Annotated in this window: 16 protein-coding genes and 1 pseudogene; 9 read left to right on the top strand and 8 right to left on the bottom strand. The window is 69.2% G+C overall.

Annotation, left to right across the window (positions count from 1 at the left end; genetic code table 11):
• Positions 1–106 precede the first annotated feature (106 nt).
• Together V1460_RS04450 and V1460_RS04455 are read right to left on the bottom strand one after the other, a co-directional pair.
• Entirely contained in the window at positions 107–1,114 is a 1,008-nt protein-coding gene (locus V1460_RS04450; protein ID WP_338672260.1) for an NAD(P)-dependent oxidoreductase, read from the bottom strand.
• A complete protein-coding gene (locus V1460_RS04455; protein WP_338672261.1) occupies positions 1,111–2,295 on the bottom strand; it encodes a lactate 2-monooxygenase in 1,185 nt (394 codons plus the stop codon). The genes V1460_RS04450 and V1460_RS04455 overlap by 4 nt, the downstream gene beginning before the upstream one ends.
• A gap of 148 nt (positions 2,296–2,443) precedes the next feature.
• Here V1460_RS04455 and V1460_RS04460 point away from each other — a divergent pair, with 148 nt between their 5' ends.
• Positions 2,444–3,706 (top strand): helix-turn-helix domain-containing protein, encoded by a 1,263-nt coding sequence (locus V1460_RS04460; protein ID WP_338672262.1) that lies wholly within the window; start codon positions 2,444–2,446, stop codon positions 3,704–3,706.
• A gap of 105 nt (positions 3,707–3,811) precedes the next feature.
• Here V1460_RS04460 and V1460_RS04465 read toward each other — a convergent pair whose 3' ends face one another.
• The 3 genes from V1460_RS04465 to V1460_RS04475 form a co-directional block, all read right to left on the bottom strand.
• Positions 3,812–4,834, bottom strand: a complete 1,023-nt coding sequence (locus tag V1460_RS04465; RefSeq protein WP_338672263.1) for a peptidase — start codon at positions 4,832–4,834, stop codon at positions 3,812–3,814.
• A 154-nt stretch (positions 4,835–4,988) separates the two neighbouring features.
• Positions 4,989–5,471, bottom strand: a complete 483-nt coding sequence (locus tag V1460_RS04470) for a GNAT family N-acetyltransferase (protein ID WP_338672265.1) — start codon at positions 5,469–5,471, stop codon at positions 4,989–4,991.
• Positions 5,472–5,524: 53 nt separating this feature from the next.
• Positions 5,525–6,811, bottom strand: coding sequence for an IS1380 family transposase (locus tag V1460_RS04475; RefSeq protein ID WP_338672266.1), 1,287 nt, complete (start codon positions 6,809–6,811; stop codon positions 5,525–5,527).
• A 589-nt stretch (positions 6,812–7,400) separates the two neighbouring features.
• Here V1460_RS04475 and V1460_RS04480 point away from each other — a divergent pair.
• The 4 genes from V1460_RS04480 (at position 7,401) to V1460_RS04495 (ending at position 13,471) form a co-directional block, all read left to right on the top strand.
• Positions 7,401–9,209 carry a hypothetical protein gene (locus tag V1460_RS04480; protein ID WP_338672268.1) on the top strand — a complete coding sequence of 603 codons (1,809 nt, stop codon included), beginning with the start codon at positions 7,401–7,403 and terminating at the stop codon, positions 9,207–9,209.
• A gap of 182 nt (positions 9,210–9,391) precedes the next feature.
• The gene (locus V1460_RS04485) at positions 9,392–11,197 is read left to right on the top strand and encodes a hypothetical protein (protein WP_338672270.1); all 1,806 of its coding nucleotides are present in this window, start codon (positions 9,392–9,394) and stop codon (positions 11,195–11,197) included.
• Positions 11,198–11,648: 451 nt separating this feature from the next.
• A complete protein-coding gene (locus V1460_RS04490) occupies positions 11,649–11,816 on the top strand; it encodes a hypothetical protein (RefSeq protein WP_338672272.1) in 168 nt (55 codons plus the stop codon).
• 917 nt (positions 11,817–12,733) lie between these two features.
• Entirely contained in the window at positions 12,734–13,471 is a 738-nt protein-coding gene (locus V1460_RS04495; protein ID WP_338672273.1) for a response regulator transcription factor, read from the top strand.
• A 222-nt stretch (positions 13,472–13,693) separates the two neighbouring features.
• Here the strand turns inward: V1460_RS04495 and V1460_RS04500 are convergent.
• Both V1460_RS04500 and V1460_RS04505 read right to left on the bottom strand, forming a co-directional pair.
• A pseudogene (locus V1460_RS04500) lies at positions 13,694–13,816 on the bottom strand (IS5/IS1182 family transposase); the annotation flags it as partial.
• A gap of 29 nt (positions 13,817–13,845) precedes the next feature.
• Complete coding sequence (locus V1460_RS04505; protein ID WP_338672274.1) at positions 13,846–14,322, bottom strand: GNAT family N-acetyltransferase; 477 nt, start codon at positions 14,320–14,322, stop codon at positions 13,846–13,848.
• An 18-nt stretch (positions 14,323–14,340) separates the two neighbouring features.
• Between V1460_RS04505 and V1460_RS04510 the strand changes: the two genes are divergently transcribed.
• A complete protein-coding gene (locus V1460_RS04510) occupies positions 14,341–15,201 on the top strand; it encodes an exodeoxyribonuclease III (RefSeq protein WP_338672275.1) in 861 nt (286 codons plus the stop codon).
• An 86-nt stretch (positions 15,202–15,287) separates the two neighbouring features.
• On the opposite strand, the gene V1460_RS04515 is transcribed toward V1460_RS04510, so the two are convergent.
• Positions 15,288–15,965, bottom strand: a complete 678-nt coding sequence (locus tag V1460_RS04515; protein ID WP_338677888.1) for a MerR family transcriptional regulator — start codon at positions 15,963–15,965, stop codon at positions 15,288–15,290.
• Between the two features lie 205 nt (positions 15,966–16,170).
• Here V1460_RS04515 and V1460_RS04520 point away from each other — a divergent pair, with 205 nt between their 5' ends.
• From V1460_RS04520 to V1460_RS04530, 3 genes are read left to right on the top strand one after another with little or no spacing between them, the layout of a single operon-like run.
• A complete protein-coding gene (locus tag V1460_RS04520) occupies positions 16,171–17,832 on the top strand; it encodes an NAD(P)/FAD-dependent oxidoreductase (RefSeq protein ID WP_338672276.1) in 1,662 nt (553 codons plus the stop codon).
• Positions 17,829–18,782 carry an alpha/beta hydrolase gene (locus tag V1460_RS04525; protein WP_338672277.1) on the top strand — a complete coding sequence of 318 codons (954 nt, stop codon included), beginning with the start codon at positions 17,829–17,831 and terminating at the stop codon, positions 18,780–18,782. Before V1460_RS04520 ends, V1460_RS04525 begins: the two co-directional genes overlap by 4 nt.
• Complete coding sequence (locus tag V1460_RS04530; protein WP_338672278.1) at positions 18,779–19,660, top strand: SDR family oxidoreductase; 882 nt, start codon at positions 18,779–18,781, stop codon at positions 19,658–19,660. The genes V1460_RS04525 and V1460_RS04530 overlap by 4 nt, the downstream gene beginning before the upstream one ends.
• Positions 19,661–19,720 lie beyond the last annotated feature (60 nt).

The raw sequence follows: 19,720 nt of genomic DNA on the forward strand, positions 1-19,720 counted from the left end.
CCCGGACCGGCTCGGCTCCTTCACCAGGGCGGTCTCGGGACCGGCTCGGGTTGCTTCGACCAGGGATCCCCGGGACCGGTCGTGTGACGTGGGCGCCCCACTGGAGTCAGGGAGTCACATCGCGCGGTGGCTTGCCGTCCAGGTAGTCGATGACGTTCTGGAGCGCCGCCAGGGCGATACGGACCAGGGTCTCCCGGGTGGCACCGCCTACGTGGGGCGACAGCACCACGTTCGGTGCCTTCAGCAGACGCAGGGCGGCTGTAGGGGGCTCGGGGTCGAAGACGTCGATTCCGGCGCCCGCGAGGCCACCGGCCGACAGGGCGTCGGCGAGGGCGTCCTGGTCGACAAGGGCGCCGCGGGCGGTGTTGATGAGAAAGGCAGTGGGCTTGAGGAGGTTGAGGCGATCGGTGTCGATCAGGTGTCGTGTCTCGTCGTTCAGCGGCGCGTGGAGGCTGATGTAGTCGGAGTTGCGCAGTAGTTCGTCCAAGGGGACGTGCCGGGCGCTGCCGAGGCGGGTCTCGATCTCCGGTGAGACCCGGCGCGGACCGGTGTAGACGATGGTCATGTCGAACGCGAGCGCGCGGCGGGCGACTTCCTGGCCGATGTGGCCCAGGCCGACGATGCCGAGGGTCTTGCCGGACAGTTCGGTGATCGACTGCTGGAGCCGCGGCAGGGCCCAGTCGGCGTCCGCAAGGGCGGTGTGGGCCGGGACCAGCTGTTTGGCCAGAGCGAGCATCAGGGCGAAGACCTGCTCGGCGACGTTCTGCCGTTCCGCGCCGCTGGAGCCGATGTTGCAGACGGGGATGGCACGGGCGCGTGCCGCGTCCTTGTCGACGTAGTCGTAGCCGTGACTCGCGCACTGCACCAGTTCGAGTGAGGGCGCTGCGGCGATGTGCTCCGCGGTGACCGGTGCCAGGCCGGTGATGATGACCTGCGCTTCGTGCAGGGCGGTGGGGTCCTCGTCCGTGGCCTCCACGACCTTGACATCGGCCCCGGGGACGAGCCCGGCAAGCGCGGCTCCCGCGGCACGGCCGCCCATATGAGGGGGGACCACAGCGAGGATGTTCTTCCCGGTGGATACGGAGGCGGGAGAGGGCGGGGTGGTGGCGGTCATGCGGATTCCTCCACGGGGTCGTCGCAGACGAGGTCGTCGGGGCTGAGTGAGGTGGGGTGGCAATGACCGGACAGGGCGAGCGTGAGGTCGAACTCGGCGAGCAGGCAGCGGATGACATGCTCCACACCTGCCTGGCCGTCAAGTCCGAGCCCGTAGGCGTACGGGCGGCCCACCAGAACCCCACGGGCGCCGAGTGCCAGGGCTTTGAACACGTCGTCACCGGTGCGGATGCCACTGTCGAAAAGCACGGTGAGCCGGTCGCCGACCGCCGCCGCCACGCGGGGCAGCGCGTCCGCGGCGGCCACCGACCCGGCGACCTGTCGTCCGCCGTGGTTGGAGACCACCACACCGTCCATGCCCGCGTCCGCCGCGAGCCGTGCGTCGTCGGGGTGCAGGATCCCCTTCAGGACGATCGGCCCATCCCAGTGCTGCCGAAGGAAGGCCAGGTCCGGCCAGGTCTTGGCGGGATCGGCGAACATGCCCACGAAGTGCGTCACGGCCGCGTTCGGGTCCTCGTGCACGGGCTTGGCGAGACCTGCCAGGAAGGCCGGGTCGCTGAAGTAGTTGGCGGTGCCGACCCCGTGCAGGAACGGCAGATAGGCCTGGTCGAGATCGCGCGGACGCCAGGCCAGCAGCGGGGTGTCCAGGGTGACGAACAGCGCCGTGAATCCGGTTGCCTTGGCCCGCGCCAGGAAACTGGCGGTCACCTCGCGGTCCTTGGCCCAGTAGAGCTGGAACCACCGCTCGCCGTCACCCATGACCTCGGCGACCTGCTCCATGGGTGTGCTCGACGCCGACGACAGGATGTACGGCACCCCGCGCGCGGCCGCGGCGCGGGCCGCGGCGCACTCGGCGTCCGGGTGCATGATCGACAGCACCCCCACGGGAGCCAGCGCCAGGGGTGCCGGGATCTCCCGCCCCAGCAGCTCCACCGACAGGTCGCGCTCGTGCACGTCCCGCAGCATCCGCGGCACGACACGCCGCCGGTCCAGCGCGGCACGGTTGGCCCGGGCGGTGCTGCCGTTGCCCGCGCTGCCCGCCACATAGCCGAAGGGGCCGGGGCCGAGGCGGTGTTCGGCCAGTTCCTCCAGCCTGCTCAGATCGGTGGGCAGCCGGGGTACGGCCCCCGTCATGCCGTTGAGATAGATCTCGTACTGGAAGTCTGCCCAGTGCGTGGCCATATGTACGGTCTGCCTCTCGTCGTTGAGAGCCGCTGAGGGTGGTGGGCAAGTGCGTGGTGCTGTGCATGCCGATCCTGGCGACAGTGACAAGAGGCGTCCATACGCGGCCAGGGTGGTGCGCACATCGAGCCGCTGCGATTATCACCAGGTGATAAGCGAGCGGGAACGGGTCGCGGCCGAGCTGGTCGCCGATCCACGGGCGGCCGAGCGGGTGGTGCAGCGGATTGTCGACGCGGTGCACCGGGAGGTCCCCGCGTACACCGCGCTCGACGGCAGCAGACTCCCTGAACTGCGCGCCATCGCGGCCTGGGCGCTTGAGCGGCTGCTTCGGCTGTGGGCCGACGGCGGCGAGCTGGGGCCCGCGGATCTGAGGCGGTTCCGCGGTATCGCGGCGGCGCGCGCCGCCGACGGCCGTCCGGTGCAGGCCGTGCTGCGCGCCTACCGGGTGGCGGCAGCGGTGGTCGTGGACGAGATCGCCGCCCATGCGCCCCGGCTCACGGCAGGGGACGCCTTCGCGCTCACCCGACAGCTGCTGGCGGCGCTCGACACGCTGGCAGAGGTGATGGCCACGGCGTACGCGACGGCCAGCGAGCATCTGGCGGGCGACCGCGACCGGGCCCTGCGGCTGCTGCTCGACGATCTGATCGCCGGGCGCCACGCGTCGGTCGGGGCGCTCACCGACCGGGCGGTCCGGCTGGATATCCAACTTCCGGACCCCTACTGCCTGCTGGTGGCCGAGCCGGTCGAACCGACGGGGCTGATCGAGCCGACGGGGCCTGGCGGGCCTGGCGGGTCGGGAGTGCGGGAAGGCGGGCCGTACCTGACTCAGGACGCGGCGAGCGGGTTGCTCGCGGCACTCACCACGCCGCGCACCGGCGGGAGTACGTCGCTCGCGACGACCCGAGGGCCGCGCGCCGTACTGCTGCTGCCCGCCGACGCCATCGGCGGCGCCCCCGGAGCCCTGCGCGAACGCGGTTGGCGCGGCTGCGCCGTCGGGGGCGAGAGCCTGGACCGGATCGCCGTCGCCCACCGCCTCGCCTCGGATGCCCTGGACACCGCTCCCGCGCACGCCCATCATCCGGAACGGATCCTGACGGAGGCGGACGCACATGTACTCGCCCTGCTGGCCGGGCACCCCGCTGCGGCCCCCGACAGGATCGGCCGCCTCGTCCTCGGTCCCCTCGCCCACGCCGGGCAGCGGCATCTGCTGGTGGCCCTGACCGCGTACGTCGACACCGGATCGGCCACCGCCGCGGCCCGTGCCCTGCATCTGCACCCGCAGTCCCTGCGTTACCGACTGCGCCGCATCCGCGAGCTCACCGGGCGCGATCCGCGTGACCCCTGGCAGCGGCTCACGCTCGATATCGCCCGTACGGTGATGACCGGGTTCGGATCGCCGGCGGGTGCCTGACACCTGCCCAAAGGTGAGGCCGGCGGGAAACGGATTCCCACCGGCCTGCTGCGCCTGTCGGTTGCCGAGGTTCTCAGGTCCGCACGTCCTCGGGCGCCGAGGTCCTCAGGACACCTGCGCCTTGTCGTACAGCGTCTTCGCGTCGTTGCCGAAGTACGGGCCGAACATGCGGTTCGGGATGAAGATATACCCGAAGCTGTTCACTGAAGCCTGGAGGCCGGTGCCGGTCGATTCGTTGAATCCGGCGAACCAGGGGCCGCCGCTGGATCCGCCGGTCATGTTGCACGCGACCCCGTGGTCCTGCGTGAACAGCCAGTCCTTCGAACTGTTGCCGCTGCAGTAGATCAGCTTCGATCCGTCGTACGGGGATGCGGCCGGGAAGCCGAAGGCGTACATCTTCTGGTTGTAGCCGCCGTTGAACTGGAGGCCCTGCGCACCGGTGACCGCGGTGAGCTTCTGGCCGTTCAGCGGGGCGAGGACAGCGGCGCCGATGTCGTAGTTGATGTCCTCCGTGGCCTCCCACTGCGGAGTGGTCAGCGTCTTGGAGGCGGTCCACTGGCCGTAGGGCGCCTGACCGTTGGCGTAGGCGGGCACGAAGATCCAGTTGGTGTGCCAGCTGCCCTGGTATTTGACGCAGTGCCCGGCGGTCATGACCGTGCTGGCGTTCTGGCTGGTCACGGCATTGGCGGAGCAGGATGCCGTGCGGCCCTGGAAGGTGAAGAACACCCGCCCCGAGGTCTTCACCACGGCGCCGCCGCCGGTCCAGGCGCCGCCCGTCTGCGGGAAGGCGTTCGGAGCGGCTGCGCCGGACGGGGAGAGCGGGGATGCCGAGGAGGAGGCGGTGGCGGCCGTCGGGGCGACGGCGGTCGGATGACCGGTCGACTTCGGTGCCTTGAGCTTCTTCGCCTGGCTCGGGGTGAGGAGCAGGTCGAGCTGGGTGGCGCCGCGCATGCGGTCGGCGGTCCAGAAGGCGCGGGCCTGCTGCTGCTCGGCGGCCGATGCGCCACGGGCCGGCACGGGGGCTGCGGCGGAGTCGGCGGCGTTGGCTGTGGCGGCGGTGGTCAGGCCGCCGGTGAGCAGAGCTCCGACGGATAACAGAATCCCTGCGGCTGTGCGATGGCGTCTCACGCATGTCTCCTTCTGCCGGGGCAGGTGGGGGATGAGAGCGGTGCGGAATGCCGTGCGTGAGGCAGAGTGCCACGGAGGCACCGGTTCTGTCAGGAGCGCGTCACATTCTCGGTTCGTGGGCGATGCACGCAAAGAGCGCCTTCAGGCGCGCGTCTCACCTGAGCGGCTTCGCGAAACAGCGACTCAGGTCGGTGTGGCGATAGTGGCCGAATTTCGTGCATGCCTCATAGCCGCTCGATGTGTAGAGCGCCATCGCCTCGGGCTGCTCCGTGCCCGTCTCCAGCACCATCCGGTTGCGCCCCGCCGCACGCGCGTCGGCCTCCAGCAGCGCCAGCGTCCGCCGGGCGAGGCCGAGGCCGCGTGCCGCGGGCACCACATACATGCGCTTGATCTCGGCGTCGCCGTCCGAGTACCCCTCGTCGTTCTCGTCCTGGCTGCGCCAGCCACCCGTGGCCACCGGCAGCCCCCGTTCGTCGTACGCGAGCAGATAGAGCCCGCGCGGCGGGACGAACATTTCGGCGGCGAGCGGAGTCGCGTCGCCTTCGTCTCCGCCGTAGCGTGCGACGTACTCGAGCTGGACCTCGTCGTTGAGCTTGACGGCGTCGGGATGGTCGAAGACGGTCGGCCGGAATTCCATGCAAGCGATCGTACATTTGTGCACGAGGTGTCTCGGATACAGTGCCGAGATGCTCACCAGCGGCGGCGGGCGTGGTCCGCCAAGCGGGCGGGCAGGTGGTAGAGGCGGAAGCGCATGGTGTCCGGCGCTGCGCCGGACAGGCCGTCGAAGTCGTGCAGGGCCAGCAGCCGCACCCACGCGTCGAGGTCGCTGGCGAGGTTGGCGGCGAGCATCCAGCCGCGGTTGACCGCCCAGTCCGCGGAGGGCAGGTTGTCCAGGCCCATGGCCTTGTTGGTGCGCACGCGGTCCTCCACCCCCGCGTGCGAGCGGTGCAGGACGTCCAGGAACTGGCTGTGGCCCGAGCCGGCGATGCCCCGCATGTGGCGGATGTTGGTCGCGGTGATGCAGTAGCGCCATCCGGTCTTCTGCTCGAACGCGGTCAGCTTCTTCAGATGCCGCCGGGACGGGCGGACACGGCGCACGATCAGCCGTACCTTCTCCGGCCAGCCCTCGCGGGTGTTCAGCCCGGTCAGTTCCGCGGCGAAGTAGCCCTCCTGGAGGCTGCCGTCCTGTGTCAGGGAGGTCTCCCAGGTACTTTCGGGCAGCTTGGCGATGGCCTGCTCGTCGGCGTCGGTGATCTTCCAGCCGACGGTGTAGCGGACCGTGCGCCGCGTGGTGTTCAGGGCTTCCAGGTGTTCCAGCAGCCCGTGGGTGACCCCGGCGCCGTCCACCCGTACCAGGATCTTCGCGGCCGAGGAGCCGGGGATCTGCGCGAGCGCCTCGCTGAGCACGGCGATGTGGTCAGCCACCGTGTTCGCCCCGGCATTCCCCGGCCGCAGCAGCATGGACAGGGACTCGGTGGTGTTCGCGCACCACGCGGCCAGCGGATGGAACCCGAACGTCTTCTTGAAGGTGACCGCAGCCCCGGCCTTCTTCGATGCGGCCGTGATGACGGTGGCGTCGAGGTCGATGACGATCCAGCCGGTCAGCCGCTTGCCCGTCACCGTCAGCCACGGGAAGCCGCCCGGCCGCAGATGCAGCAGGCTCCACACGTGCCGGCGGACCCGCGCCCGCACCTTCGCGATCCCCGCCAGGCTCGCCTCGTCGAGTGCGGCCAGCATCCGGCGGGCGGTGGAGTCCGAGGCCGCGGACCCGAACAACGGCCGGTGATGTAACTGGAGTTGCTCGGCCTCCGGCAGGCTCGCTGCCCCGAGCACGATCGCGACCGCGAGCTGGACCAGCACTGCCGCACGATCCCGCCAGCCGGCCACGGTGCTGGACGGCAGCACCTTCGCCAGCGCGTCCGTCAGTCCCGTGCGGTCCGCACACCGGCGCAGCAGCACCGCCCCGGCATGCCCCACCAGCCGCTTCCCAATCAGCCACCACGGACAGCCGACGGTCCCACCCGGTACGCTCAATCACCAGAAAGGTGCCCTGACTTCTGCGGCGGATATGACTTCGACACTCACATCCTTGCAGGTCAACGGCACCTTTCTGCTATCGGGGCGTCAGGTCGCCCAATTCCGCTGAATAGCCAGGGTTCACCGAGCGGTCTGGGCCGTCCGGCCGCGGCGGCCTGCCCGGCGCTTCCGGTGGCGTCGGTCCCGCCCCGCCACCCACGTGGCCATCGCCCGCAGCCGCAGGGTCCCCTGCGCTGCCGACGACAGATGCCGCGCATCCCCCACCAGATCGCTCCCCCCTTCAACGACCCGGAAACCGAACCGCTTCTGATCAATAGATCAGTACTCGGCCGGAAGGGTTTCACAGGCAATCCTTAATAGGGACCTCCTTCCATCGGGAAGGAGCTTCGCGTTAGCGTGTTCGTACGACGAAGCGGAGAGGCGAAAACAAGCTGGCTCCGGAATCTCCGTCAAATGGAATCGATCTATCTGGCCTGCGAGGGCTCTCGGCCTGCGGAAAACGGCCATGAAGCGAAGGAGAGGCATTCCCATGACTGAAAACTCCAGCATCGAGATGGCGAATTTTCATCTCGATCCAAAGGTGGAAGAAGCCAAGAAGGTCGACCTCGGGCGCGAAATGGTAAGGCGGCTTTCTGAGGAGTACAAGACCGGCGCCCTCGCTAAGCACAGCGAGGCCGTAATCGCGGAGTACGCGCAGCTGCTGCACGACCATGAAGGGCTCTCGACGGAGTCGGCGAAGAGTGTAGCCGAGGCCGCCGTGACGGAGAGGTTAACAGAGGATGCGCATGCCCTTGTCGCGGTGATGGACTACGTGCTGGACCAGTACAAGTACCGTAAGGAGCACGTGGAGCAGGCTCAGCTCTTCCTGGCCGGTATCAAGGATTTCGAGTTTCTCAGTATCGGTGCTTATGTCGGGCGCATCGAAAATGACCTGACCAAGATCGTGCAGAATCTGGAGCAGCTCGAGAGGGCCAAGCAGGGGCTGCAGAGTGCCGGGGACCTGGCTTCCAAGCGCAAGGAAGTCCTCGATGCCCAGGTGAATGCGGCCAATTGGATGGAAGTCATCAGGCAGGCTTCTCAGGACATGGAAGACGTCCATAAGGAGATCCCGGCGCTTATCACCAGCGCGGCCCTGGATGCGTACTTCACGAAGAACAAGACCTCCGAGATGGAGAGGGTCGAGAAGATCAACGCAGCGGCGAAGTTTGCCGTCGGCTTCGGCGGCGGGTTCGCCCCGCCTGGCCTGGGCTGGATTCCGGGGCTGGTCAATTTCCTGCGGGATGCGGCAGACCGCGCTGCCGTCGCGAAGTACCTGGCCGACGCCAAGGAAAAGTACTCCGAAGACAATCTGGTGGATTCGGTATTCGCGGAGTTCGACAGTGATCCACTGATGATGGCAAAGTTCCTCAATGTCAGGATCAAGGCGAATGTCGAGACGGCGATGCTGGCGATCGGAATCGCCGGTGAGACCATCCCGGGTTGGACCTTTATCAGTGCGGGAATCCAGTCCTGTGTATCCGCATGGCTGGATCGACGGATAGAGGTGATGAAGGAGCGCATCAGCAGTGCGGCATCATCGAGCAAACCCCTGAAGGAGGCGATGGGAGAAGCTCTCACGGAGTTCGCCAAGGATGCGAAGGAAAGCCTTCGGGATGCACTCATGGAGGGTGAACTCCTGGGCAATGCGGCGGATCAGTTCCGCATGATGGAATACAAGCCTGAATTCGGCCAGGACCTGATCGCGATCGCTTTTCAGCCGATCGCCGATCTGGTGGTGAAATGGCTTCCGGTCACCCCGGCTCAATTGGTCACCGGCGATGATCTGGCAGGCGGGGTCAAGGGAGCCGACCTGGCCCAGATGATTCCCTCCCTGTATCAGGTGCTGTCAGATCCTGACAAGTCGGACGGCGCCCGTCCTCAGGTGCAGAAGCTTTTCCCGCATGCGGGTGACGTCGTGGATTCGGACCAACGCGCTTCGACGGAAGACGAGCAGTACGTGGCTTTCAGTATTCTCGACACCAAAGTGTGGGGGAGGCTGCGTAAGCCCGAGAACGGGAAGAACGCCGTTTGGCAGGCGGTCATGCCGGACTACGGTGAGGGTGCGGCCAATTGGAACGGGCGCAGGATCACCAAGGACGGCTATACAGAGGGTATGTCGGAAGTGAAGGGTGGACGATGGGTACGTCCCAAGGGAACCTCCGAACACTATTACCTGTACATTCATCAGAGTGGTGAGAAGGGCGAATGGCTCCGCGGCATCACTCGGACCCAGCTGGGCCGGGCGGACGAAATCTTCAAGAACATGCACCTGGAAGAGCACGTTCTCGAACCCAAGTGATTCCGCCATCACGGCAAGGACAGGCGGCCGAGTCGTCCGTACCCGGCCGCTGCCGGGGGACTTGACTGATTGCCCGCCATTCGGCGGTCGCTCCCGACCGCCCCAATGACAGCCTGGTCCGCCCCGCCGGTCCCCCGAGGGGGGGCGGACCAGGCCTCCTGAACGTGAAAAGGCCCATCACCATGACCAGGAACCCAGAGTCGCCGGAGGAAGCCGCCGTCGCTGCGTGCCTTCTCAAGGGCGGCCCCCTCGAGCAGGATCTGCTAGGCCTGCTGACCGCAGCCCGCGGCGGTCTGTCCATCCCCGACCTGCGGGAGCTTACCGGTGCGGACCTGGTGGCCGTGGAAGAGATCCTGCACTCCGTGGCCGGGCGCATCATCACCCGCCGGCTCCCGGCCTTCGCGGACGACGGGCCGCAGGTGTACCTGCTCGGCCACGAAGAACTCCAGAGCGCCGCCTGCCACTACCTCGGCCACGACCGCCTGACCCACTACCGGGACCGGCTGCACGCCTGGGCAGAGAGCTACCGCACCCCCACCGATGGCCTGCCGTGGCCTCCGCACACACCCGAATACCTGCTGACCAGCTACCCGCGCATGCTGGCCGTCACCGGCGACAGCCACCGCCTGACCCTGCTGGCCCTCGGCTCAGCACGCCACGACCGGATGCTCGAGCTCTCCGGCGGCGACACCGCCGCCCTCGCCGAGATCAAAACCTGCCAGGACCTGCTCTTGGCCAGCCCGCAACCGGACCTGTACGCCCTGGCCAGACTGTCCCACCAGCGCAGCCGGCTCGAATCTCGCAACGCCCGCATCCCTGCCGGCCTCCCCGCGGTGTGGGCTGCCCTCGGCCAACCCGACCGGGCCGAAGCACCGGCCCACAACCTCCCCGACCCGGGCCAGCAGGTGTGGGCGCTGGTCGGGGTGGCGAGGGCGCTGGCCGCGGCCGGTGACTCTGCGCGGGCCGAAGCACTTGCCCGCGCCATTGCCGACCCGGATCAGCAGGTGTGGGCGCTGGTCGGGGTGGCGAGGGCGCTGGCCGCGGCCGGTGACCCTGCGCGGGCCTGCGAACTGGCCACCGACGCCGAGCATGTCGCCCGGACCATTGCCGACCCGGGCCAGCAGGTGTGGGCGCTGGTCGGGGTGGCGAGGGCGCTGGCCGCGGCCGGTGACCCTGCGCGGGCCTGCGAACTGGCCACCGACGCCGAGCATGTCGCCCGGACCATTGCCGACCCGGATCAGCAGGTGTGGGCGCTGGTCGGGGTGGCGAGGGCGCTGGCCGCGGCCGGTGACTCTGCGCGGGCCGAAGCACTTGCCCGCGCCATTGCCGACCCGGATCAGCAGGTGTGGGCGCTGGTCGGGGTGGCGAGGGCGCTGGCCGCGGCCGGTGACCCTGCGCGGGCCTGCGAACTGGCCACCGACGCCGAGCATGTCGCCCGGACCATTGCCGACCCGGATCAGCAGGTGTGGGCGCTGGTCGGGGTGGCGAGGGCGCTGGCCGCGGCCGGTGACCCTGCGCGGGCCGAAGCACTTGCCCGCGCCATTGCCGACCCGGATCAGCAGGTGTGGGCGCTGGTCGGGGTGGCGAGGGCGCTGGCCGCGGCCGGTGACCCTGCGCGGGCCTGCGAACTGGCCACCGACGCCGAGCATGTCGCCCGGACCATTGCCGACCCGGACCAGCGGGCCTGGGCGCTGGTCGGGGTGGCGAGGGCGCTGGCCGCGGCCGGTGACCCTGCGCGGGCCTGCGAACTGGCCACCAGCGCCGAGCATGTCGCCCGGACCATTGCCGACCCGGGCCAGCAGGCCTGGGCGCTGACCGAGGTGGCAAAGGTAGTCGGTCTGCCGCGGGCCGGTCACTTGATGGGGGAAGCATTCGCGCTGGGGGCGTGGCTGACGCCGCTGCCGGTGTTGGCGACGCTTCACCCCCAGGAGGTGATCCGCATCGCTGACGCGATATATGCAGACGAACTCTCGTGCGATGCCCGGTAGATCCTGACGTTTGCGCAGGTGAGAACTGAAGCCTCAGGCCCTGCACCGCGGCGTCGGCTCCGACGCCCTGTGGGCGGCTACCGCGCGGAGGTATGGCGAGAGGACCGGAGGTTCCTGCCTCCGACCCTCTTCGGACGGCCGGAATTCCCGCTCCGTACCGGTCACGGAATCCCCTGCGCGCGCCTCTCACTGAGAGACCCTCCCTGCCATCTTCCCTGGCACCACCATGCCCTGACCGGGCAGATCACCGCGACCGCCGCCCCGGCCTCAGCTGCTGCGGCCGCTGGAAGCGAAGGAATGTCCGCACCCGCGCCGGCATCCGGGCCGCCGTGTGCTGCTCCGAATGCGTCACCGCCTCCTCCCCACGGCGGCTGTGGACGATGACATCGGACAGGAGACGACGCCCAGGGCCGCGGGGCGGACAACCTGCTCGTGGGGCGGGAGAGGCCCTGTGACCAACACCGTTCAGCAACTGCAGGCCCAGGCGGCCGAGGACTACCGCAAGCACCAGGAAAACGCTGCCCAGCTAGCGGCCGCCGCCCGCGACCAGGTTGCCCTGGCCCGCTCGCACGGCAACGAGTCCGGCGGGACCCCCGGCAGCACGGGGAACCACCGGTGACCGGCACTGTCGATGCGATCCTCCCCGCCGGCATCCCGCTGGCGGGTGACTCGCCGTGAGATTCGCGGTGTTGTTTCCGCACCCGGACGAGTGCCGGCACGATGGCGTCCCGCCGGGTGGTGCAGCCGATCAACGGACCGGAACTCGCAGGTCACGCTGGGCACTACGACCAACTGGGCGCGCCCGGCGTCTGACCGGGCCACTTCGCGTGACGCGCCGACGGGGAGATTGTCGCGAGCCGGGTACCGGAGGGCGGAGCGCGTGATCGCTTGCACCACCTCGCGGGACGCGATCGAGGCCGACAGCCCGCATCCGTACCTCTTCGCGGCGCTTGCGCTGCTCGGCGGCCAGCCCGCCCCCATCTGAGTACCGCATGCCTCCGGAGTACCAGCCAACGCGGACACCGTCACCAGGTCTGTCAGTACCTCCAGAGCAGCCGGAGAGGCGCCACGCGAACCCCGAAGGCCCCCTGGCACACGTCAGAGCGTGAGCCGTCGGTGTCGGAGATGCCCGCCAGGCTCCGCCGAATGATCACCGCCGTCCGATGCATGGGTACCGGCCCCGGTCAGCCCACGGATGCAGAAAATCCGCGCCGTCCAGGAAGTGTGGGGGCGCAGCCGGCGAATTCCTGATATGTCAGCCGGTCAGAACGTCGAAATTCGAGGGAGATGACCCCTGTTGGGAACCGGAACCCCCTTGTGCGACACCGACCCGGCCTCACGTCATGCCCTCCCCGACCGACCCGAACAGTCAACCCCACAGGCCAACCGCAACCAAGTTGACAGTGCTGACCTGCACAGACACGTGAACGACCAAGGCTTGCAGCTGCCGTGTCAATGTCACAGAATTGGCCTGTACTCGTCACCGATTTGCGAGGGGGGCCGCTCAGATCAGGGGACGCCGACACAGTGTCCGTCATGAATGCAAGTTTGCCTTTGGGGCGCAACAAGGTGCTGGAGCCGGACGAGAACCTCGTCCGCGTACTGGTGGTTGACGTTGATCAGTCGATCACCGAATTGCTGAGCGCGGCTCTTCGTGACGAAGGCTGGCGCACTCGGAGTGCGGGCGACGGGCACGGTGCCATCCGGGCCGCCCGGGAGTTCCGGCCCGACGCCGTCGTCCTGGAGACGATGCTGCCCGACATGGACGGCCTCACGGTTCTGGAGCGCTTACGGCGAGAGCTGCCGGACGCGCCGATCCTGTTCCTGACCTCGAAGGGCGCGGTCGAGGACTGCATCGCCGCGCTGATCGCCGGCGCCGACGACTACGTCACCAAGCCGTTCAGCCTCGAAGAAGTCGTGGTCCGGCTGCGCGGGCTCGTCCGCCGCTGCAGTGACGCAGCCAGGCGGTCCGGCTCCGTACTCGTCGTCGATGACCTCACCCTGGATGAGGACAGCCGTGAAGTCTCGCGAGCCGGAGAGAGCATCCACCTCACCAACACCGAGTTCAAACTGCTGCGCTTCCTGATGCTCAACCCGGGGCGCGCACTCAGCAAGGCAGAGATCCTCAACAGAGTGTGGTTATACGACTTTTACGGTCAGACCAACATCGTAGCTCTCTACATCTCCCAGCTGCGGCAGAAGATCGACACCGGGCGCGATCCGTTGATACACACCTGGCGCGGAGTCGGCTATCTGATCAAGTCCGCCAAGTGACACTGAGCCCTTTCCGGCTTGCCGTAGCGGTCCGCCACCGGCTGCCATCGCCCGGCCTCCGGGTTCTGGCGCCACTGCATGCGGCCCCGGCGGGTCTCGTCGATCCCGAGCATCTCGACCGGTTCGAGGGCCGCAGCTGTCACTACCTGCCCGGCGGTGCGGAAGGCTTTCATCACCGTGGGCCAGGACAGGCCCCGCCCGGTCATCAAGCGCCATGTGGCGCACCGTGCCGTCCACTATGAGCACGGTGTCCGCGCGAAACCGCTGGCGCGGCTGGAGAGCGGGCATCGGCCCGAGACGGTCGATGATCCGGTCTGCCGCCGACTCGGGAACCCCGAACGGCGGGCAGCGGCCGATCGGGGCTTCGTCGCGCTCTACAGTTGCTTCGCGTAGCAGAGGCTCTCCTCGTCGTGGCGGTAGTGGCCGAACTTGGCGCAGGGCTCGTAACCGCTAGAGGTGTACAGGGCGATGGCCTCCGGCTGCTTCGTGCCGGTCTCCAGGACCATGCGGACGCGGCCAGCCGCGCGGGCGTCCTCCTCCAGAGCGGCGAGGATGCGGCGGGCGAGCCCCCGGCCGCGCATCGTCTCGACGACGAACATGCGCTTGAGTTCGGCGTCGCCGTCCTCGTTGCCCTCCTTGTTGAGGTCCTGGCTGCGCCAGGAGCCGGTGGCCACCGGGTGGTCGTGCTCGTCGTAGGCGATCAAGTACGCGCCCAGCGGTGGGTCGAAGTCGGCGGCGTCGAGGGCCGTGGCGTCGCCGCCGTCGCCGTAGCGCAGGTGGTACTCGGCCTGGACCTCGTCGTTGAGCCGGACGGCGTCGGGGTGATCGAAACGAACACGGTGTATAATCATGCTAAACATCGTACTTCTATGTGGCGGGAGGGTTGCGGACCACGCCCAGTGTGCCGGTATCGTGCCCTGGTGCTCACAGTCACCTCCGTAAACGTGAATGGTCTGCGCGCCGCCGCCAAGAAGGGCTTCGCCGAATGGCTCGCGGGCACTTCGGCCGACGTCGTATGTCTCCAGGAAGTGCGCGCCGAGGCGCACCAGCTTCCCGACGAGGTACGTGAGCCCGAGGGCTGGCATGTGACCCATGTGCCCTCCACCGCCAAGGGGCGCGCCGGTGTCGCCGTCTACTCGCGGCGGAAGTCGGAAGCCGTACGCGCCGGATTCGGTAGCGAGGAGTTCGACGGCACCGGCAGGTATGTGGAGGTCGACCTCCCCGGCGTCACCGTGGCCAGCCTCTACCTTCCGTCGGGGGAGGTGGGCACCGAGCGGCAGGAAGAGAAGTACCGCTTCATGGCCGAATTCCTGCCCTATCTGCAGGCATTGAAGGAGCGGGCGGCGTTCGACGGCCGGGACGTGCTGGTCTGCGGCGACTGGAACATCGCCCACCAGGAGGCCGACCTCAAGAACTGGAAGGGCAACAAGAAGAACTCCGGCTTCCTCCCCGAGGAGCGCGACTGGCTCGGCCGTGTCTACGGTGACGGCTCCGACGGCGCCGGCTATGTGGACGTCGTCCGCGCGATGCACCCGGAGCAGGAGGGTCCGTACTCCTGGTGGTCCTACCGGGGTCGCGCCTTCGACAACGACACCGGCTGGCGCATCGACCTGCTCGTGGGCACGCCCCGCCTGGCCGGAAAGTGCGTCAAGGCGTACGTGGAGCGGGCGGCCAGTCACGCCGAGCGCTGGAGCGACCACGCGCCGGTGACAGCGGTCTTCGAGGTGTAGCGGTCCGCTGGTCTTCGAGGTGTAGCGGTCCGCTCCGGCGCCCCTTGGCCGGCCGGGGCGCGGGGGTGTACCAGGCCTGGCCCGCCTCAGTGGCCGCCGACGGGCTCCTCGGCGGCCGGGTCGCCGGGCGAATCGGCAGTGGACGGGTCCTCGCGCAGTCGCCGGTCCAGCGCCATCGACAGCTCCGCCTCCACGACGCTCTTCGCCAGCGGTCGCAGCCGGGCGATGTCGCCTCCGGTGGTGTGGGTCCGCAGCAGGGCGGTGAACAGCGCGGCAAGTGCCTCCGCGTGGATGCGTACCTCACGCCCGGCGGCGAGCACCGCGGCGAGCGGCACCCCCTCCTTCACCAGGGCCGATGAGACGTCGAGCAGCCGGCGGCTGATGTGGATGATCTCCTCGCCGTCGGTGGCCAGATAACCGAGGTCGAGCGCGGCGGCGAGGTTCTCCGAGGTGACCTCCCCGCCCTCGAAGTAGTCGGCGAGGGCTTCCGGGGTGAGCCGTACCGGGGTCTCCTCGGTGGGTTCGCCGAGGCCGAGCACCTCGCCCACGTCCCTGCCGCTGTCGAAGGCCGCGGCGAGATCGGCGATGCCGCTCAGCGTGTGGCCCCGTTCCAGCAGGGCTGCGATGGTGCGGAGCCGGGCCAGATGGTGGTCGTCGTACCAGGCGATCCGGCCCTCTCTGCGAGGCGGCGGTATCAGTCCTCGCTCGCGGTAGAAACGAAGGGTGCGCACCGTGATGCCGGCCTCCTTGGCCAGCTCCGCCATGCGGTATTCGCGGGTCATCCGCGGCTCTCGCTATCCTCGCGCTGCTCGTCCGTCACGTCGACAAGCGTATGTTGTACCGGCGGTAACTTGTTCGGTCCGCCCTCTACCGCCGGGTATGCGGAGGCTCTACTCTCCCCACCATGCCAGTGATTGCTGGCGGGTTCGGTGGGCGTCTGTGGGACGACGGGACGGGAGGGGCGGCGGCATGGGCGAACAGCGGCACGAGCGCGTCCGGGGTGAGCAGCGGCACGAGCACGTACGTGTGGCGGTGATCGGATCCGGATTCGGCGGCCTCGGCGCGGCGGTCCGGCTGCGCCGGGAGGGGATCACCGACTTCGTGGTCCTGGAACGAGCCGGCTCGGTCGGCGGCACCTGGCGGGACAACAGCTATCCCGGCTGCGCCTGCGACGTGCCCTCCCACCTGTACTCGTTCTCGTTCGCCCCCAATCCCGACTGGCCGCGCACCTTCTCAGGCCAGGAGCACATCCGCGCGTACCTGGAGCATGTCACCGACACCTTCCGGCTCCGCCCGCACATCCGGTTCCGCCACGAGGTGACGACGATGCGCTGGGACGGCGACGCCCTGCGCTGGGAGATCGAGACCAATGCGGGCACGCTGACGGCCGATGTGGTGGTATCGGCCACCGGGCCGCTGTCCGACCCCAAGACGCCCGAGATCCCGGGGCTCGCGGGGTTTCCCGGCAGGGTCTTCCACTCCGCCCGCTGGGACCACGACTACGACCTGCGTGGAAAGCGCGTCGCGATGGTCGGCACCGGGGCGTCCGCGATCCAGATCGTCCCGGCGATCCAGCCGCAGGTCGGCCGGCTCACCCTGTTCCAGCGCACCCCGCCGTGGGTGATGCGCCGGATGGACCGGCGGATCACCGCGGTGGAGCAACTGCTGCACCGCCGGTTGCCGGTCACTCGGGCGGTACGCCGCGGACTGCTGTGGGGCATCAGGGAGTTGCAGGTCAGTGCTTTCACCAAGCGGCCCGACCAGCTCGGTCTGATCGAGTCGCTCGCCAAGGCCAATATGGCGGCGGCCATCAAGGACCCTGAGCTGCGGGCCAAGCTGACCCCCTCCTACCGGATCGGCTGCAAGCGGATCCTGCTGTCCAGTGACTACTATCCGGCGCTCGTCCGACCCAATGTGGACGTCGTCGCCTCGGGGCTGGCCGAGGTGCGCGGCAGTACCGTCGTCGCAGCCGACGGTACGGAGGCCGAGGTCGACGCGATCATCTTCGGCACCGGATTCCATGTCACCGACATGCCGATCGCCGAACGGGTCGTGGGCGCCGATGGCATCACCCTCGCCGACTCGTGGAAGAGCGGAATGGAGTCGCTGCGCGGCGCGACCGCTGCGGGCTTCCCCAACTGGATGACGATCATCGGTCCCAACACCGGACTCGGCAACAGCTCGATGATCCTGATGATCGAGTCCCAGCTGAACTACATGGCCGACTACCTGCGCCAGTTGAACGTACTCGGCGGCCGGGTGGCCCTCGCCGCCCGCCCGTCCGCCGTCGGCGCCTGGAACCGTCGGGTGCAGACGCGTATGCGGCGCACCGTCTGGAACACCGGCGGCTGCACCAGCTGGTACCTCGATGCGAGCGGCCGCAACACCACCGTCTGGCCGGGCACGACAGGGGAGTTCCGGCGCGAGACCAAGGAGGTGGACCTCGCCGAGTACGAGGTGATCCGCCCGCCCCGTACGCCTCACGAGCCCGCCGGAACGGCCGCCGCGACGCTCGCAGGCACCACCGCCGCGACGGCCGCCGCGACCGAGGCCGCCCCCGCCGCGGCCACCGATGACCCGACCACCGATGACCCGACCACCGATGACCAGACCGCCGAGGAGACGCAGTGAGTCGTCTGATGAAGCGCACGGGCCCGGCCGCGGCCCCGCCCGTCGCCGTCCGTGAGCTGACCGCCGTCTCCGCCGACGGCTCGCGCATCCATGTGGAGCTCCACGGGCCCGAGGACGCACCCGCCGTCGTCCTCGCCCACGGCTGGACCTGCTCCACCCACTTCTGGGCGGCTCAGATACGGGACCTCGCCGGCGATCACCGCGTGATCGCCTACGACCAGCGCGGCCATGGCCGAAGCCCCGCCGTCGCACGCGACGGCCACAGCACCGAGGCTCTCGCGGACGACCTGGAGGCGGTGCTCGCCACCGCGCTCGCACCGGGCACCAAGGCGGTGCTCGCCGGGCACTCCATGGGCGGGATGGCGATCATGGCGGCGGCCGGGCGGCCCAAGTTCGCCGAGCACGCGGCTGCGGCCCTGCTGTGCAGCACCGGCAGCTCACGGCTGGTGGACGAGGCGCTGGTGGTCCCCATGCGCCCCGGCCGGATACGCACCCGGCTGACCACCTCGATCCTCGGCTCGTCCGCGCCGCTGGGCCCCGTCACCCCGCTCTCCAAGCGGGTCCTGCGGTACGCGACCATGGGCCCCGCCACCGCTCCCGAGCGGGTCGCCGAGTGCGCCCGCATCGTGCACGCCTGCCCGCGAGGGACCCGGGTGGGCTGGGCGGTGGGGGTGTTGGAGGAACTCGACCTCGACGCGAGCGTCGGGCAGCTGAGCGTGCCGACCGCCGTGCTCGTCGGCACCGCCGACCGGCTCACGCCCGTCGTCCACACCCGCGCGATCGCCGAAGCCCTGCCGCGGTGCGTGGACGTGACCGAACTCCCGGGTATGGGCCATATGACGCCCGTGGAGGCGCCGGAAGCGGTGAACGGCCTGATCAGGTCACTCGCGGACGTGTACCTGGACGGGCGCTCGGACATATCCCCGAAGGCAGAGGAGCAGGCGGTATGAGCAGGGTCGCTCTCGAAGGTCAGGTCGCCGTCGTCACCGGAGCGGCGCGCGGAGTCGGCGAGATGCTCGCCCGCAAGCTGTCGGCGCGCGGCGCCAGGGTCGCACTCGTCGGCCTGGAACCGGACGCCCTCAAGGATGTCGCGGCCCGGCTGCACACCGACGCCGACTACTGGCACGCCGACGTCACCGACGAGGCGGCCATGGCCCGAGTCGCCCGGGAGGTCAAAGAGCGGTTCGGGAAGGTCGACATCGTCGTCGCCAACGCGGGTGTGGCGTCGGGCGGGCCGTTCGCCGAGTCCGACCCCGCCGCATGGCGCCGGGTCATCGAGGTCAATCTGATCGGCAGCGCGGTCACCTGCCGCGCCTTCCTGCCGGTGCTGCTGGAGAGCCGCGGTTACTTTCTCCAGATCGCCTCCCTCGCCGCCATCACTCCGGCGCCGATGATGACGGCGTACTGCGCGTCCAAGGCGGGGGTCGAGGCGTTCGCGCACAGCCTGCGGGGGGAGGTCGGCTACCGGGGCGTCGGGATCGGGGTCGCGTATCTCTCCTGGACCGACACGGACATGGTGCGCGGGACCGACCAGGAGGAGGTGATGCGGGAGTTGAGGCAGCGACTGCCCTGGCCGTCGAACCGCACCTATCCGCTCGGTCCGGCCGTGGACCGGCTGGTCGCGGGTATCGAGCGCCGCTCGGCGCATGTGTACGGGCAGTGGTGGCTGCGGGGCATGCAGTCCGTACGCGGCCATCTGCCGGGTCTGGTCGCGGTCGCCGGACAGCGGGACATGAAGCGCTTCGCGCCACGGCTCGCAGGGGTGGGCAAGGGCCTCGTGGGCGCGGGCGGTGCCGCTGACGAGCAGGAACGCACACAGCGTGACTGATCGAAATGCGTAGAGTGTCCGTGCGTGCCAGGCTGGTCGAGGCCGGGGCGCCCCCGCAAG

It is taken from the genome of Streptomyces sp. SCSIO 30461 (genome assembly GCF_037023745.1).
Taxonomy (GTDB): domain Bacteria; phylum Actinomycetota; class Actinomycetes; order Streptomycetales; family Streptomycetaceae; genus Streptomyces.

Bases quoted from the DNA above. Each gene is read 5' to 3' on its own strand.
- V1460_RS04450 (WP_338672260.1), bottom strand. From the start codon at position 1,114: ATGACCGCCACCACCCCGCCCTCTCCCGCCTCCGTATCCACCGGGAAG.
- V1460_RS04455 (WP_338672261.1), bottom strand. From the start codon at position 2,295: ATGGCCACGCACTGGGCAGACTTCCAGTACGAGATCTATCTCAACGGC.
- V1460_RS04470 (WP_338672265.1), bottom strand. From the start codon at position 5,471: ATGGAATTCCGGCCGACCGTCTTCGACCATCCCGACGCCGTCAAGCTC.
- V1460_RS04480 (WP_338672268.1), top strand. From the start codon at position 7,401: ATGACTGAAAACTCCAGCATCGAGATGGCGAATTTTCATCTCGATCCA.
- V1460_RS04485 (WP_338672270.1), top strand. From the start codon at position 9,392: ATGACCAGGAACCCAGAGTCGCCGGAGGAAGCCGCCGTCGCTGCGTGC.
- V1460_RS04495 (WP_338672273.1), top strand. From the start codon at position 12,734: ATGAATGCAAGTTTGCCTTTGGGGCGCAACAAGGTGCTGGAGCCGGAC.
- V1460_RS04505 (WP_338672274.1), bottom strand. From the start codon at position 14,322: ATGATTATACACCGTGTTCGTTTCGATCACCCCGACGCCGTCCGGCTC.
- V1460_RS04510 (WP_338672275.1), top strand. From the start codon at position 14,341: ATGTGGCGGGAGGGTTGCGGACCACGCCCAGTGTGCCGGTATCGTGCC.
- V1460_RS04515 (WP_338677888.1), bottom strand. From the start codon at position 15,965: ATGGCGGAGCTGGCCAAGGAGGCCGGCATCACGGTGCGCACCCTTCGT.
- V1460_RS04520 (WP_338672276.1), top strand. From the start codon at position 16,171: ATGGGCGAACAGCGGCACGAGCGCGTCCGGGGTGAGCAGCGGCACGAG.
- V1460_RS04530 (WP_338672278.1), top strand. From the start codon at position 18,779: ATGAGCAGGGTCGCTCTCGAAGGTCAGGTCGCCGTCGTCACCGGAGCG.